This window comes from Bradyrhizobium sp. BRP56 (genome assembly GCF_020194035.1).
In the GTDB taxonomy this organism is placed as follows: Bacteria; Pseudomonadota; Alphaproteobacteria; order Rhizobiales; family Xanthobacteraceae; genus Bradyrhizobium; species Bradyrhizobium australafricanum.
The window spans coordinates 1-15,127 of sequence record NZ_JADYVV010000084.1 but is presented as its reverse complement, the minus strand read 5'-3'; the positions used below and the strand labels follow the sequence as shown (position 1 = coordinate 15,127).

The following is a 15,127-nucleotide window of genomic DNA, read 5'->3' as shown; positions in this document are numbered from 1 at the left end:
TTAGGTCGTGATCCGAGTCACGACAACGCCACCCGTTCAAAGAAGTCGTCAGGGTCGGCGAATGAGGTAAGCGTGCGGCCGATCTCATCTTCGATCAACCGCGCGACGGCCTTCTGATCGGCCATTCCTGCAACGCGTGGCGCTAAGCGGACGCCTATGGCGAGCAACGCGACGCGGAGGTCGCCCAGGATTTGGGCGGCCGTTTGCTCCACGGAGTCCCTATCGATCAGCCGCCCTTCGAGCTGAGCGTTCTGTAGCTCAAGCTTGCGTGCGCGATGCTTTTCGGCCTCCGCTTTTGCGGCTGCCAGCTCGCTAATGTGCCCGCCTTCGCCGCGACCGCTTGTAGCGTGGCCTGCAACACGGTCGGTGTCAGCAATCGCTGTCACAACTTCGACGGCCTTCGAAAAGTCCGCCTCGCAGGCTTGTTCGCTCATATTTGACGCCACGAGCGCGCGTCGGACGGTCGCCTGATCTAGCCCTGTTGCGTCGGCGACGCGCCGGACCGGCCCCCTAGGTCTGCCCATGGTCGTTCTCTGCTATCGAAGATGTGAGTATTTTTAGTGCGCAAACTGCGGCAGTGCGCCGCTGTCGGTCGAGTTCGGATTGTCGGAAGGACCCAAACCCCATGGCGTCCCGCTGCTCGCTGTGCGGAACTACCTTTGGTTAGACCAATGCGAGCGCTATCTCGCTAACCAGCACGTCATCGCGCTGGCTGTTGTGCTGGCCGATTGCTGCTAGTGAAGCCCACGCTTTCCGACGATCATGCGCGAACATGCGGAGGAAGGTCGGCGTCTCGAACACAGCGCCACCAACCGTCACGCTTGCGGGCAACGCTGCATCGCTCGCGCGCTGCTTCGCAAGCCGCTCTAGCGCGATGTCAAACATGTTCATTGCTGTTCCTTTGATTGGACGCGCGCCACGTCCCCGGCCGAATCATGGAGCCATTCAATCGGGGCGTGGCGCGCTAGTCGTCGCGAGCGGTGGTAGACTCCGCGTCAGCGACGGTGTTGGGGTTAATCGTTGTCGTCGGTCGGTGGCGTGTAGGGCAAACCTTCGCTGATAAGCTGCTTTTGCACCTCAGCGCCAAGCCTCGCGTTCAACTGCGCTTCCGCTTCTTTCTTCCAGGCCTTCTGTGCCGCTGCATCTGACTGGCCCATCGCTTGATTGGGCATCTCGGCATAAAGCCCTTTGACCGGGAGTCGGTCTCGCCCGCGACGCATAGCGACAAAGCGACCCCCGTTGCTTTCGATAATGAAGGCATGCGGTGCCCGCAGGTTCGCGCTTCCACCGCCGGTCTGACGAAACGTCGAGCCGGTAAAGCCGTTCGCCTTCGTGACTGCCGCACCCGTCGCCAGCATGCCAATGCGAAGCTTGCTGGCTGTGAAACTCGCGCTCAGATTGTACTGGGTGGTTCGCTTCACTTTCGTGACGCCGTCACGGATGCGCGCCTTGGGTACGCCGATATCGGACGCAATGACTTGCACTGCTACCCGACGCGCCGCCGTGGCGCTCTTGTCAACCGCGCGTCGGATTGCATTCTTCAACCCGCGTTGGCTCAACTCGCTGGCCCATTTTTCGAACGGCAGCGCGTTTAATGACACGCTGAGCTTCAAGGCTAAAACCCTTCCGGGCGTGCCCATGTCGTGGGCTTCACATTCACAAGCCGATCCAGCTCGCGCGCGTGTTGCTCGCACTGCCTAAGCGCACGCACATCCGGTGCATCGGGATTTAGGCGCGGCGTAATTTCCGTCGTCCGTAAAGCCTGCCTTAAGAGCCGTGCGGTTGGTGTTTCACTCATCGTCAGTCCTTATTGCGGCCACCCGGCCGTGAAGCCTGTCGGCACGGCATAGACGAACGCTGATGCGCCGAAGTTGGCGGTGAAATTGTCGCCCGCTACAGGGCTACCGTATTGGCTAAAAGCCACGGCGGGGGCCATCGCCGCAGTCGGGTACGTTCGGCCCCCTGCGTTGGTCGCAGGATCATACGTCCCGTTGTTTTCCCAAGCGCCCGCGTTAATTGCCTGCCAGAATTTGCCGTTGCCGCCATCAAAGGCATTCCGGATGACAGTCCCGGGGGCGTTAACAGCTCCCCCGAACGAGCCTATAGTGCCGCCGTTATTTACGATCTGCCCCCCGCCCAGCCAAACGCCAGCGCCCGGACCAGTATTCCCGTTGATCGCCAGGAAATATCCGTAGCTGGCCGCCATGATACCGACGAAGTCGGTGCCGCCGTGCGAAGCCCCGACTACGTACTCCCAATAGTGCTTTCCGGCACTCTTGTAGGAAGTCGACGTCGCGCCGCCAGTGTTGGTGTTGCTGCGGCTAGCGGTGCGGTTGCCGTTAGAGAGCGAAGCGTTGCTCAATGTTGCAGGATCGAATGTAGTCGGCGCGAAACCGGCTCCGCTGACGTAGGTCATCAGCAACGCTTGACTAAGGACGGACATGCGCGTCAGCCCTGGGTGCCGTCATCGTCACCCCCGTGGGGCGATGAATCGCATTTGAACGTTCTGCCGTCTGCGCTCGCGCGCAGGAAGTTGACGAGCGGCGTCTCGCCCTCAGTCCGACCCGGACAGAAAGCCTGAGTGGTGCCAATACAGCTCGCGAAGAGTGCAACGAACGTTTCGAAGGCGTCGGCTTGCCGTTCGGCGGCATCGACCAGGCGCGCAAGCTTGGCGTCAATGCCGATCAGCGCGAGGTCGTGGGTCGATATGCCCGGTTGAAGCCTGAATGTGTCGCCCGCCTTCATGCGGGCGGTTTGGCCCGGCTCCGGGGCGATGGCAGCAGGCCTGAGGCCCTCCGCGATGGCGTCGGTAACGATATCGGTCATGGGTGGTCCTTTCAGGGGTGCGCCGCGCAGTGGTCACGAGCCGGACTGCGCGGCGCTTGGCGCAAGCGGCATCCCGCTCCGCTCGCACTGGCTCTTGAAACTTGTTGGGGCCGCGCGCCTGCGCCGCTCGAACTCACCCGCTGATATTCTTCCGCCTCCCGTTTCCGGGCGCGTTGGCCGAACCTCGCGGCTCGTTAGGTCCATCTGATCCGAGCACGCGCTGTGCGGAGACCAGGGAGGCTGCCTGCCCTCCTAGATCATTCGCGGCGGCCAACCGGGCAGACGGAAGCTTGGAGAGGCGTGTGGCGACTTGCACGCCACAGTGAGGGTTGCTTTTGATGGCCGTTGCCCCCTTCGGCCGGGTGAGGTGCGCGCTCGGTTTCGAGCGGCCCTATTGGGTAATCAGTTTTGGGAGGCAGTTCGTGACGTGGTCCGGCAACTTTTTCGGCGAGTGGTCAGCCTTCCCGGCTGATATCTACCGCCCCGCGTCCCCGCCCTCGTGTCGTCTCCCTCCCTTAAGGGAGGGAGAGACGTGCACGGTTGACGGGAAAATCAGTGCACGGTTACTGCACGGTTATTGCACGGTCGACCTAAGCGATTGATAATGCTAACAAACAACCGTGCATCTGACCGTGCACGAACCGTGCAGGCCAACTGTGCAAACGACCGTGCAGTAACCGTGCACGGTGGGGCGCTGCACGGTCGGCTTGCACGGTCGACTTGCGAGACGCCAAATGGACCAAGAAGACAAAAGCACGACGACCGATCTGCAAACCATGAATCTTGCAGAGTTCTTACAAACTGTCCCACCTGGCCAATCGCGCTTGGTGACGGACTTCGGGACGGCAGGATTCAGGAAGGATGCCCGAAGCATCGACGTCTATATTGCAGTCAAACCACCGCCAGTGGAATTGCACTGCGAGCGTTGCGACGGGCTGAGAAACTTTAGAGTCAAGGATGGGGAACTGCCTGATGCGGGCGCGCAGGACCACTATCTCAACTATGTCTGCTCAAATTGCCGAACGTTCGAGAAGACGTTTTCGGTTCGGCTGAAGGTGCGCAGTGATCCGCCTCAATCGGCCGAAGCGTACAAGTTCGGAGAGATACCAGCCTTTGGTGCTCGCGTCCCCAATCGCCTCCTGAAGCTTTTGGGCGAGCAAAGCGACAACTTCTTGAAAGGGCGCAGATGCGAGAATCAAGGCCTCGGCATCGGCGCATTCGCCTACTACCGGCGTGTGGTAGAAAGCCAAAAGAACGAAATTTTGAATAAGATAATCGCGGCGTCCCGTAAACAAGGAGCGTTAGAGGACACCATTAAGGCTCTCGAAGAAGCGAAAAGCGAAATTCAGTTTAGCAAGGCGGTTTCATCTGTTAAGCTTGGTCTACCGGCTTCAATCTTGATCAACGGACATAACCCGCTCACCTTGCTCCATACAGCATTGAGCGCGGGCGTTCACGAACATACCGATAAACGGTGCCTTGAGTTAGCTCAGGCCGTTCGACTAGTTCTCGTCGAACTAGCCGAACGCCTTACACAAGCTCTGAAAGACGAAGCGGGACTCAACGACGCGGTCTCACAGCTACTAAAGGCACGAGAGGCTTCAGGCTAGACGATACTCCGTCCCCCGATTATCTCCCGACTTAACGAGCGCACCGGCTTCCACCAACTTCGCCAACAGTCGCGGGACGGCTGTGCGCTCCTTAAGCTCCGGCAGCCCGCTCCGCCTCCGATCAACGTTCAACGCCGTCAACACGTCCTTGGCGGCCAACCCGACCTCTTCGACCTTATCGCCCGTCTCGGCGGCGATGCTTTCAGCGCGCTCCCTAAAGACACGCAGCGTTGCAGCGAGCTTGTCGGAAGGCTCGTCCGGAGGCGTTAGTCTCGCTTCATCTTCGGAATCGTCAGTAGCCATATCGACGGTATCGCCAACGACAACCGGCCGAACGATGCAGCTTGTCACGTCCTCCCCGTCATCGTCTTTGCCAATGACAACTTCCACGAGTTTGAATCGGATGGACTGGGTTTTAGAGGCGTCACGCATTTTTTCTACGCTGAGAGTCGACCCGACTTTACCCCCCTCCGCAAGCAACGTGTAGTCCACCGCTCCCAGGATTGCAGACGACCCACGCATTCCCTTCGTCACGTCCTTACCGCTGTGATGAACGACCAAGACGGCACAATCGAGCGCCGTCGCGACTTTGCGTAGCCGCTCGCACACCAAGCCCATGTCTCTGTCACTGCTCCCATCGGCTCCGGTGGTCGCCGCTGCGAGCGTGTCGACGATGACCAAGCGCACCGGCTGCCCGCTATCTGCCTCACATTTGCGGGCTTCCGCGATCAATTTGTCAGCGGCCCTCGGGTCCTTGAACAAATTGGGGACGTTGTTCATCAGAGCCACGTCGCCGCCGCTCGTGTCGTTGTTGTCGGCCCATGCCTTAGCGCGCCCGCTCATTCCCTCGGCACCTTCTGCGTAGCAATACAGAACATCGCCGCCTGCGATCCTTCGGCCGAACCACTCCCGCCCGCGTCGCGCGTGGCTAGCAAGATCGAAGACAACGAAGCTCTTGCCGACATTGGGCAACCCGTACAGCGCACCGACGCTGTTGAGCGGGATTAGCCGCTTAACGAGCCAGCGAATGGGTTTGTAGCTTGCGACAAGATCGCTTGCGCGAATGTGAGAAAGACGCTTATGGCCAGTCTCATCACCCTCCTCTTCCACGGGCTCAAAGGCACTGCCGTCGCTAGGTCTGGAAACGTGCGCGGGATTGCGCTTCGCTCGCGCGAACTCGCGGGCTAGTTGGCGGTCATCCGGCTCGCCTGCCCCCGCCCATTCCCCGCAGAACACCGCGTAGTCATTAACGGTCAGCTCGGGATAGGCTCCGACAAGAAACGTCGCGGCCTTCAGTCGATTTGCGGAACGGTCGTCTCCAGGGTGGTCATAGAAGAACTCAAAGTCGGGGCGACACTCTCGAATGAAATCGAGCGGGAATCTTCCAACCGTTGAGTCGAACAGCGAGACATGGTCCTCCCGCTGGCCTACACCGAGTTCTTCAATGAACCCCTTAACCACCGGGTCACTATCGCTCAGTGACGACGCTTCACCTTCAGGCTGAGAGCCGATCAGCTCCACGACGTAATCCGGTAGCGTCGGCAGTTGACCGCCAACGAACGCTCGCACGAATGCTTGCTTGTCAGCTTGGGTGCCATATGTCGCGCCATCTTCTCGGATAGAGCCCGGACCGACAAACTGCCCGCCCGTGCCTCGCACGTCGGTGCCGTAGTTCTTCTTGAGCAGGCCAGCGCGGTTGGAGAACTTGCCGTCCGGATCGCGGAAGACGAAGTGTTCGCCGCCTGATTTGGTGGGGTTGATGCACACCCCCGCAGGCGGCCCCTCGTGCTCGTCAAAGAGTGCTCGCAACTTCGCCGGACCGTCGTCCTTGAGGTCGGCATCGAGCACGACAAGCTTCGAGGGACCGCACGAAATCGACGGCACCGCGTTGGGGAATTTGCGCCACAACTTGACGAGTGCGGCATCGTCTTTGGTTGCGCCGACATGCACGGGCTCGGTGCCGTGCTTCTCGACGTACTCTTCAATGGCTGTCTCGCGCTCTTCTTTGCTGAGCGACGTGTCGGCGCGGTTATACCTGGGGATCAGCGGGACTTTGCCGTCAGACGGGAACACGTAGAGCCCGGCTTGCGCGAAGAAGCGCGCGTTCTTGCGGTTTGTGCTCTGACGTTCGCCAGTGTTGTCGCCTACAGTCACATCTCTTCCTTTAGGCAGCCTGCGCGGCGGGCGTATCGAGCATCTGGCGCAATTTCGCGCGGCTCCGTTCAAGCATCTTCCGAACACGCTCTGCGTTAAGGTCGAGAGCCTTGGCTATTTCGGCAGAGCGGTAGCCCGCCCCGGCCAGAAGCAGCACTTCGCCCTCGCGGCCGGGCATTTCGCGGATGATTTCGAGTGCAGCACGCGCCTCAATGAGCGCAATACCGTCGACTGCGTCGACACGCTCGGAAAGCGATACGGACTCCTCTTGGTCGTCATCGGTGCCGTCGATCAAGTCGGCTCTCAACGTTTCGCGCTTGCGGCGTTTGGCACGGTCATCGAAGTATCTGACGTGCGCAATCTGTCGCAGTGCGTGCAACCAGCACTCAAAGCAGCCGCGTTCATAGGACGCCTGCAATTCCAGCGCGAGCAGACAAACATCGCTTAGAATCTCGTCGACGGTAGTGGCACGGTTGGCGAGGTCGCGAGGTAGCCGCGCCAAGATCGAACGGCGCATCATCGGGAGATGGTCGACTAGATCGCGGTTGAATTCAGTCATGGTGAGATGGGACATTAAGGTCTCGTGAACGTTGAGGGCACGGGCAGCCGCTCGCGCAAAAGGCGCGCGTCGGGCTGGTCGCGTGATTGAAGTTGCTGGTCGTTAGACGGCGTTTGGCGCGAGGGTCAGGCGATGCCAACGTCGCGCGTGTCCGCCATGACCGTCTCGGGCCAGCGGTTCAGGGAGCCGAGCTTCTGCGGTTTCGGGATTTTGCCTTCGGCGAGCCAGCGCGCGAAGGTGGAAGTCGCGGGATTCCCGAGCACGGTAAGATAGAGGTCACGTCCGCCGAGACGTTGAGGGTGAGGAAAGTCGGACGGGATCGCGGTGAGCTGCGCCGACTGGCGCGAGCGAAGTGCAGGCATAGCAGACTCCGATTCGCCCCGTTTGCGGGGCGGGTTGATTCATCGGAGCCGAGCCACAACCCGGTACTATAGTTCGGCCGAAGCCCGCTGAGCGGGAACCCTTATCAGCCGGGGTTTAATTCCGACCGGGGCGACGTGTCGCTTCCGTCTGACGCCAGAGACGCGCCGAATACCTCTCTGGTCTGTGCTGCGCACGTTCCGATGTTACGCAGCAGTTAGTTATAGATATATCGGGTCGCTGGGCGGTTTCTCAATTAAAGGGGCATAAAATCGAGCATCGCAGAGAAGCGGCTGCAATCGGCCGCCACGGCATACAAACGCCCGAGCGGTGGAAAAACGAACGGCGTAACGAAAAAAGATTTGGAGCAAGCCCCTCCCCCTCGCGTCCCAGAATCCCTAGGCTTATGCCCCTTTAATTGACCAAAGCCCGATGGCAGAGGCTTAGTGAGGCGATTCAGCCCCTACCTCACCGAAGCAATGGTATCTGAGCGCCGACAAACTTGTGGACTGGCAACAGCCGGTTTACCCGCCCCGACCGGGCGCGGTAAGCTTGATCCGGACGTTGTCGCGTTCGTGGAGGCCCTAGCTCGATACGCGGCTCGCAAGGATCACGAGGCCCAATTGAAGAGCCTCGCGCCCAGGGAGTTGAACTAGATGCTTCGTGCTGCGATCTACGCCCGGTACTCGTCTGATAATCAGAACGATAGATCGGTTGACGATCAGATCGCGCTCTGTCGGGACATCTGCAAGCGCGAGGGCTGGACGGTAGTAACGGTGTTCGAAGATCGCGCAATCTCCGGAGCGTCGACCGCGAACCGGCCGGGCTTCAAGGCGATGATGCATGCGCTTGAAAAACACGGCTTTGACGTGCTTGTCGCCGAAGACATGGATCGTATTTTCCGCGATCAGGCCGACTACCACACCGCACGCAAGCGCTTCGAGTATCATGGAGTGCCCATCCACACCGCGACTGGTAGAGTGGGGAAGCTCGACGGTTCGCTCCGCGCCCTAATGGGCGAGTACTTTATCGACAACCTGAAGGTCCACGTCGTGCGCGCTATGGAAGGCGTTGTCCGCGACGGCAGGCGTGCAGGCGGTAAGGCGTATGGCTATCAGCTTGTGTCCGGTAAGCCGGGCGAACTTCAGATCGTTGCCGAGCAGGCTGACATTATCCGCCGCATCTTCAAAGAGTATATCGAAGGACGCACCGTTCGCGACATCGCCGGGCGTTTGAACAAAGACAAGATCGCACCGCCCAGCGGATTGCGTTGGAATGCCTCAACGATCCAAGGCAGTGCCCAACGCGGCAACGGCATCCTGCAAAACGAAATCTACATAGGGCAAATCGTCTGGAATAAGGTCAGCATGATTAAGGACCCGACGACCGGCAAACGGCTGTCGCGTCCTAATCCAGCGTCAAAGCACAAGCGGGTTGATGCGCCCCACCTTCGCATTGTCAGCGACGAAACGTGGGCAGCCGTGCGAGCAAAGCGCCGCTCCGTTGTGAAGCCGACAATGCATCGCGTACCGCGCTTGCTGAGCGGCCTGCTCCGCTGTCCCGCCTGCGGTGGAGGAATGGGCTCTGTGGGCCTGCACCGTGGGGAGCCGCGTGTTCAGTGCTCTACATATCGCGAGAGCGGCTCGTGCTCGAACGGCCGCATGGTCAACCGAAACAAGATCGAAGCCGCTGTACTCGACGGCCTGCGGGAGGTGCTTAAGGACCCCGGTTACTGGAAGCACTATCTGAAGGTCTACAACGAGGAACGCCGCCTGCTGGCGAGCGGTGCTGTCCGTGACCGCGCCAAGCTCGAAACCCGAGCCGGTCAGATCAAGCGCGAAACTGAAAGGCTTGTCGACGCAATCGCTGAGGGCTCCGCTCCCGCCGACGTAATCGGACCGAAACTCCGAGCCCTAGAGGCTGAACGCCTGTCCGTGGAAGAGCAACTCGCCGCTGCGGACGACAAGGGCAAAGCGGTCGCCCTCCACCCGGCCGCGATCCGGAACTATCTGGTGGACGTTGAGGCTCTCAGATCGGCGCTTGATGACGAAAAGGCATCCGAGCGGCCAGAACTGATCGGGCCCCTACGGCGGCTGATCCACAGCGTGGTGGTGCACGCTGAGCCAGGCGTTAAAGGTCCATTCGATGTCGAGATTAAGGGCCGATTGCAGGAGCTGTTGGGCGCTCCGTTCTTAAGACGTTCCCTGGGTGGGGGACCGTTGGTAGCGGGGGAGGGACTCGAACCCCCGACCCCAGGATTATGATTCCCGTGCTCTAACCAGCTGAGCTACCCCGCCATGGGCTCGCCATCGGCGGCTGGTGAGCCGCGGGTGCGAACGCGCGGCATATAAAGAGTGGCATGCGCGCCTGTCAAGCAAACCCGGACGAGGCAGCAACTTATTGCAGGCAGAGGCTATTTCGGCCTCACCGATGGGTCGCCGCCGGGGCTGCCGGGCGGCGGAATCACCGGCGTGTTGCCGCCTTGCGGGGTCGGCGCACGCATTTCGGGATCAACCCCGGCCGGCGGGCACAGCACCCCGTCGGATTTGGCGAGCTTGTCGCCCAGCGGCTGGGCGGCCTGCCCGGTCGTGGTTCCCTCCGGCACTGCAGCACCCGGATGCGACGGCTGCTGCTGCGGCGCGCAATTCGTGGCGGCGCGCTGCGGCGCCGGCGGCGCGGTCTGGGCCGGCGGCGTGGCGGGCGATGGCGGCGCCTGCGCCACGGCCACAGCGGGTGCCAGCATCAGCACACAGGACAAAGCGAGTGTTCGATTGATCCTCATGACGAGAAAACCGTGACGACGCGCCGATGTTCCCTCGCAAAATCGCCGCAACCTCACGATTTGCGGAAGCGAATCAGCGAGAAATGCCCCATCGGCGGCATCGGGCGGCGCTCCGCAAGGCTGACCCCGCCATGCTTCGCCGCCCAATTGGTCAGCCGCTCCCACGGAAACTCCGGACGCCAGCCGAGCCGCCGCGCCAGCGGCGCGAAGGCGAGCTCGAAGACGCGGCGCGGGCCGCTCTCGGCGCCGATGTGATTGACCAGGATCAGCTCGCCGCCGGGCTTCAGCACGCGGATGAAATCGTCGAGCGTCGCCTCGGGATCCGGCACCGCCGTGATGACATATTGCGCGACCACCGCGTCGAAGAACGCATCCGGAAACGCGAGATTCTTGGCGTCCATCACCGCCAGCGCCTCGACATTGGTCAGGCCCTGCGTGCGCACGCGCTTGAGCGCCCGCCGCAGCATCGGCTCGGAAATATCGACGCCGCATAGTTTTGTGGTGCGCTTGTATTCCGACAGCGAGAGCCCGGTGCCCACGCCGACGTCGAGCACGCGGCCGCCGATCCGGTCGGCTTCCGCGATCGTCGATTGACGGCCCTGATCGAACACCTTGCCGAACACCAGATCGTAGATCGGTGCCCAGCGGCCATACGCCTTTTCGACCCCTTCGCGGTCGATGTCCCCAGCCATTCCCCTGCCCCGACGCTTCTTCTGTCTATCCGCGAACTGCTTCCGCAAGCGGCGCCAACGCGTCCTGCGTCGCGGTCCGCATTGCGCGGCTGGCGCTTGCACTCCTGATGAAGCCGCCGCCGAGCACACGCGCCTGCCCGGAGGCCGCGTCGTAGAACACGCAGGCCTGGCCGGGCGACACGCCCTCCTCGCCGGCGACGAGCTCGACCTCATAGCCGCCATCGACGGCGCGCAACCACGCCGGCTGCGGCGCGCGCGTCGAACGCACGCGGACATAGATCTCGATGCCCTCGCCGATCACGCGATCCAGCGCGCCGTCGCCGATCCAGTTCACGTCGCGCAGCGCGATGCGATCCATCCGCAGTGCCTCGCGCGGCCCGACCACGACACGGCGCGTCGCCGCATCGAGCTTGACCACATAGAGCGGGCTGCCGGAGGCAATGCCGAGCCCCTTGCGCTGGCCGACGGTGAAATGAACGATGCCCTGGTGCTGGCCCATCACATGACCGTCGAGATCGACGATATCGCCCGGCGCGATCGCATTCGGCTTCAGCCGTCCGATGATGTCGGTGTAGCGGCCGGTCGGCACGAAGCAGATGTCCTGGCTGTCCTGCTTGTCGGCGACCTCGAGATCGAAGCGGCGCGCCAGCTCGCGAGTCTGCGGCTTGGTCATGTCGCCGAGCGGGAAGCGCAGGAAGTCGAGCTGCTCGCGCGTGGTCGCAAACAGGAAATAGCTCTGGTCGCGATCGGCATCCGCGGCACAGACCAGCGAGCGCGATCCGTCGGCAAGCCGCCGCGAGGCGACATAGTGACCGGTGGCGAGCGCCTGCGCCCCGAGTTCGCGCGCGGTCGCGAGCAGATCGCGAAACTTGACCGAACGGTTGCACTCGATGCACGGCACCGGCGTCTCGCCGAGCGCGTAGCTGTCGGCGAAATTGTCGATCACCGATTGCTTGAAGCGGCTTTCGTAGTCGAGCACGTAATGCGGGATGCCGATCCGCTCGGCGACATTGCGCGCGTCGTGGATGTCGCGGCCGGCGCAGCAGGCGCCCTTGCGATGGGTCGCGGCGCCATGGTCGTAGAGCTGCAGCGTGATCCCGACCACGTCGTAACCCTGCGACTTCAACAGCGCAGCCGTCACTGACGAGTCGACGCCGCCGGACATGGCAACGACGATCCGTGTGTCTTCAGGGCGGCCTTCGAGATCCAGACTGTTGAGCATCTTTAAGCGGGTCATTGGTCACTGTCGCGGCGAGCTTAGACGCTCCGCGACGATATTGGAAAAAGCCTTTTGTCCAGAGAGCCTTAGAACACATCCAAGGCCGGTTCGGTCGGTTCGGACGCGTTGGAGGCCACCTTTAATATAGGCCGTATTCCGGTGAGGCAATCCGCGGAAGCCGTGCCGTGCCGCGCCTGGACGGCAAATCTTGCCGCCGGGCAAAAAGGAGACCTGCCGGGAACCCGTTCCAGCCGGCCAAGGCACCCCATAACCTTCTGAAATAACTCAATATTTATTACCATCGCCGGTTGGCCCACTCCTTGCTGACAAAATGCCGGAAGTCTCATTTGCGAGGGTTGGCAGTGGTCAGCGTCACGTCGGAAGCATTGGCAGGCCGGTCTTTTCAGGGCGCGACGCAGCGGTCGGCGCGGCCCGATCCCGCTTCGCAGGTGGGGAACGACGGCTTTGCCGCGCTGGTCGACAGCAACACTGCGTCCGCAAACGACAGCAGCCGCTACGACTCCCAGCCGGCGCCCTCGCGGCGGTCCGACGATCCGCCCTCGACGACCGACGCACGCCCCCGCGACACCAGCACGGGCCCCGACAGGACGTCGCGGGATTCCGGCAGTTCGCGCGACGACAACAAGGTCGACAGCGACGCGCCGTCCAAGACCAAGTCGAAATCGAAATCGGACGACTCGAAATCGAGCTCCGATGCGAACTCGACCGGTGACAAGCCGGACGCGACGCAGGCCGCTGCGCAGCAGGATCCCGGTGCGGCAACTGTGAATGCCGTGATTGCTCCTGTTGCCGCGACACCGGCGACTGCCCCGACACCGGCGGCCACCGCGCCGTCCGACCAGCCGGCCGCACCGCTCGCGATCGCGGCAGCGGCCATCGCGGCAAGCTCGGCCGTCGCCGGCACCGGCGCGGCGGCCGGCACCGGCGCGCCTGCCGGCGCCGACACCGCAGCGGCGGCGGCCACCACAGCGAACGCCGACAAGGTCGCCAAGGCGGCCGGCGTCAAGACCGACGCGCAGATCATCACCACCAGCGATGCGGCAACGGCATCGGGCGCAGCGACAGCAACCGGCGATGCGACATTCGCCGCCGCGGTTGCCGCCGGAACGCCCGCCACCAAGACGACGGCGCAGGCCAAGACACAGCTCACCACGAAGGACGCGACGGCGACGATGCCGGCCGACCAGGACGGCGCCGCGGCGGGCAGCGCCAACACCGCGCAGGCTGCTCCGACTAACATCGTTCCCGCCGCCGCGCAGCCGGCCGCCGTTGCCGGCAAGGCGAAGGCCGCCGCAGACGGTGCCGCCGATGCCATCAAGGCCGACGCGGGCGGTGACGGCAATGCCGCGCCGACACCGGCGGTCGGCGGCCACGCCGCCGCGCAGACCCAGCTCACGACCCCCGATCCCGGCGCGCAGGCAGCGAACGCACTGCAGCCGCAACCCGCGACCACCCAGACGACGCCGTCTGCGACCGCACAATTGACCGTGACCAACGCTGCGCAAGGCGCCGCCGTGCCGCTCAGCGGGCTTGCGATGCAGATCGCCGCCTCCGCCAAGAGCGGCAAGAGTCGCTTCGAGATCCGGCTCGACCCCGCCGAGCTCGGCCGCATCGATGTCCGCATCGATGTCGATCGCAACGGCCAGGTCACCTCGCATCTCACCGTCGAACGCCCTGAAACGCTGTCGATGCTGCGCCAGGACGCCAACCAGCTGCAGCGCGCGCTCGACAATGCCGGCCTCTCGACCGGCAATGGCGGATTGCAGTTCAGCCTGCGCGACCAGTCGCAGTCGGGCCAGAACAACAATGGCCAGTCCAATCCGAACGCCCATCGTTTGATCGTCACCGAGGAGGACAGCGTTCCCGCCGCAGCGGCGGGCCGCTCCTACGGCCGTGCAACCGGCGCCCTCGGCGGCGTCGATATCAGAGTGTAAGGAGTTCACCATGGCAGTCGATGCAACCATGCCGACGCCCGTCGTCTCAGCACCGGGCACCAGCAACGGAACGAACTCTGGAAGCAGCAGCGGCAGCGGCCTGACGACCTCCTCGCAGGGCATTGCCGACAATTTCCAGACCTTCCTGACGCTGCTGACCACGCAATTGCAGAACCAGAACCCGCTCGACCCGCTCGACACCAACCAGTTCACCCAGCAGCTGGTGCAGTTCGCGGGCGTCGAGCAGCAGCTGAAATCCAATGATCAGCTGAAGTCGCTGATCGAGATCGAGAAGAGCGCGCAGTCGACCCAGGCGCTGGTCTATGTCGGCAACACGGTCGCGGTCGACGGCAGCAAGACGCAGTTCGACAAATCCGCGACCTGGAATCTGGTGTCCCCGCAAGCCACCAGCGCCACCATCACGATCACCAGCGCGACCGGCCAGACCGCCTATTCCGGCAATTTCAGCCTGAAGCAGGGCAACGCCAGCTTCGTCTGGGACGGCAAGGGCAATGACGGCACGCAATGGCCGGCCGGCACCTACACGCTGACCGCCACCGGCAAGGATTCCAAGGGCAACCCGATCGCCATCTCGACCGAGGTGCAGGGCGTTGTCGACTCCGTCGACCTGACCGCCTCCCCGCCGCTGCTCTCGATCGGCGGGCAGACCTATACCACCGACAAGATCAAGCGCGTGGTGCGCGGGGCGACTGGCTCGAGCTGAGCACATTGCCACGATCCGTAGCTGCGCGTTGAGCGGGCGACCGCGCACACCACAATGTATCGTCATCCTGGCGAAAGCCAGGACCCATATGTGGACGGCCCCCGTGGCACAAGAGCTGTTTGGTGAGATCGGATCGCTTGCATCCATATGTCCGGCCTGTTGGGTGCGATCGAATGGATCGCTGGCCAAGATGGTTTGCGCGATGCGAGTTCCAAACAACCACGCGGCCTGTTGGCGGCCGATGGG

General features: G+C 62.7%; 15 protein-coding genes and 1 tRNA gene. 3 read left to right on the top strand and 13 right to left on the bottom strand.

Annotated elements, in window-relative coordinates:
• Window positions 1-17: 17 nt before the first annotated feature.
• From I6F38_RS37975 to I6F38_RS37955, 5 genes are all read right to left on the bottom strand, one after another.
• The gene (locus I6F38_RS37975; protein ID WP_225164007.1) at window positions 18-434 is read right to left on the bottom strand and encodes a hypothetical protein; all 417 of its coding nucleotides are present in this window, start codon (window positions 432-434) and stop codon (window positions 18-20) included.
• A gap of 229 nt (window positions 435-663) precedes the next feature.
• Window positions 664-885: a hypothetical protein gene (locus tag I6F38_RS37970; RefSeq protein WP_225164006.1), complete on the bottom strand. Its 222-nt coding sequence runs from the start codon at window positions 883-885 to the stop codon at window positions 664-666.
• Window positions 886-1,013: 128 nt separating this feature from the next.
• Window positions 1,014-1,640: a phage tail protein gene (locus I6F38_RS37965; protein WP_225164005.1), complete on the bottom strand. Its 627-nt coding sequence runs from the start codon at window positions 1,638-1,640 to the stop codon at window positions 1,014-1,016.
• A 167-nt stretch (window positions 1,641-1,807) separates the two neighbouring features.
• A complete protein-coding gene (locus I6F38_RS37960) occupies window positions 1,808-2,416 on the bottom strand; it encodes a hypothetical protein (protein WP_225164004.1) in 609 nt (202 codons plus the stop codon).
• 32 nt (window positions 2,417-2,448) lie between these two features.
• On the bottom strand, window positions 2,449-2,826 hold the full coding sequence (locus I6F38_RS37955; protein WP_225164003.1) for a hypothetical protein: 378 nt from the start codon (window positions 2,824-2,826) through the stop codon (window positions 2,449-2,451).
• A gap of 734 nt (window positions 2,827-3,560) precedes the next feature.
• Here I6F38_RS37955 and I6F38_RS37950 point away from each other — a divergent pair.
• Complete coding sequence (locus I6F38_RS37950; protein WP_225164002.1) at window positions 3,561-4,436, top strand: hypothetical protein; 876 nt, start codon at window positions 3,561-3,563, stop codon at window positions 4,434-4,436.
• Here I6F38_RS37950 and I6F38_RS37945 read toward each other — a convergent pair.
• From I6F38_RS37945 to mnmA, 8 genes are all read right to left on the bottom strand, one after another.
• On the bottom strand, window positions 4,428-6,590 hold the full coding sequence (locus tag I6F38_RS37945; RefSeq protein ID WP_225164001.1) for an AAA family ATPase: 2,163 nt from the start codon (window positions 6,588-6,590) through the stop codon (window positions 4,428-4,430). The two genes, I6F38_RS37950 and I6F38_RS37945, sit on opposite strands and share 9 nt — an antisense overlap.
• A 10-nt stretch (window positions 6,591-6,600) precedes the next feature.
• The gene (locus I6F38_RS37940; protein ID WP_225164000.1) at window positions 6,601-7,164 is read right to left on the bottom strand and encodes a sigma factor-like helix-turn-helix DNA-binding protein; all 564 of its coding nucleotides are present in this window, start codon (window positions 7,162-7,164) and stop codon (window positions 6,601-6,603) included.
• A 110-nt stretch (window positions 7,165-7,274) separates the two neighbouring features.
• The gene (locus I6F38_RS37935) at window positions 7,275-7,511 is read right to left on the bottom strand and encodes a hypothetical protein (protein WP_225163999.1); all 237 of its coding nucleotides are present in this window, start codon (window positions 7,509-7,511) and stop codon (window positions 7,275-7,277) included.
• Window positions 7,512-8,093: 582 nt separating this feature from the next.
• Window positions 8,094-8,459 carry a hypothetical protein gene (locus tag I6F38_RS43830; RefSeq protein ID WP_249794436.1) on the bottom strand — a complete coding sequence of 122 codons (366 nt, stop codon included), beginning with the start codon at window positions 8,457-8,459 and terminating at the stop codon, window positions 8,094-8,096.
• A gap of 1,270 nt (window positions 8,460-9,729) precedes the next feature.
• Window positions 9,730-9,806: transfer RNA gene (locus I6F38_RS37925), tRNA-Met, on the bottom strand.
• A gap of 116 nt (window positions 9,807-9,922) precedes the next feature.
• Window positions 9,923-10,252, bottom strand: coding sequence for a hypothetical protein (locus I6F38_RS37920; protein WP_225163998.1), 330 nt, complete (start codon window positions 10,250-10,252; stop codon window positions 9,923-9,925).
• Window positions 10,253-10,344: 92 nt separating this feature from the next.
• Window positions 10,345-10,983: a methyltransferase domain-containing protein gene (locus tag I6F38_RS37915; RefSeq protein ID WP_141343435.1), complete on the bottom strand. Its 639-nt coding sequence runs from the start codon at window positions 10,981-10,983 to the stop codon at window positions 10,345-10,347.
• A 25-nt stretch (window positions 10,984-11,008) separates the two neighbouring features.
• The gene (gene mnmA / locus I6F38_RS37910; RefSeq protein WP_225164033.1) at window positions 11,009-12,205 is read right to left on the bottom strand and encodes a tRNA 2-thiouridine(34) synthase MnmA; all 1,197 of its coding nucleotides are present in this window, start codon (window positions 12,203-12,205) and stop codon (window positions 11,009-11,011) included.
• A 359-nt stretch (window positions 12,206-12,564) separates the two neighbouring features.
• On the opposite strand from mnmA, the gene I6F38_RS37905 reads away from it, so the two are divergent.
• A complete protein-coding gene (locus I6F38_RS37905; RefSeq protein WP_225163997.1) occupies window positions 12,565-14,157 on the top strand; it encodes a flagellar hook-length control protein FliK in 1,593 nt (530 codons plus the stop codon).
• 10 nt (window positions 14,158-14,167) lie between these two features.
• Entirely contained in the window at window positions 14,168-14,881 is a 714-nt protein-coding gene (locus tag I6F38_RS37900; RefSeq protein WP_016844363.1) for a flagellar hook capping FlgD N-terminal domain-containing protein, read from the top strand.
• The last annotated feature ends 246 nt before the right edge of the window (window positions 14,882-15,127 follow it).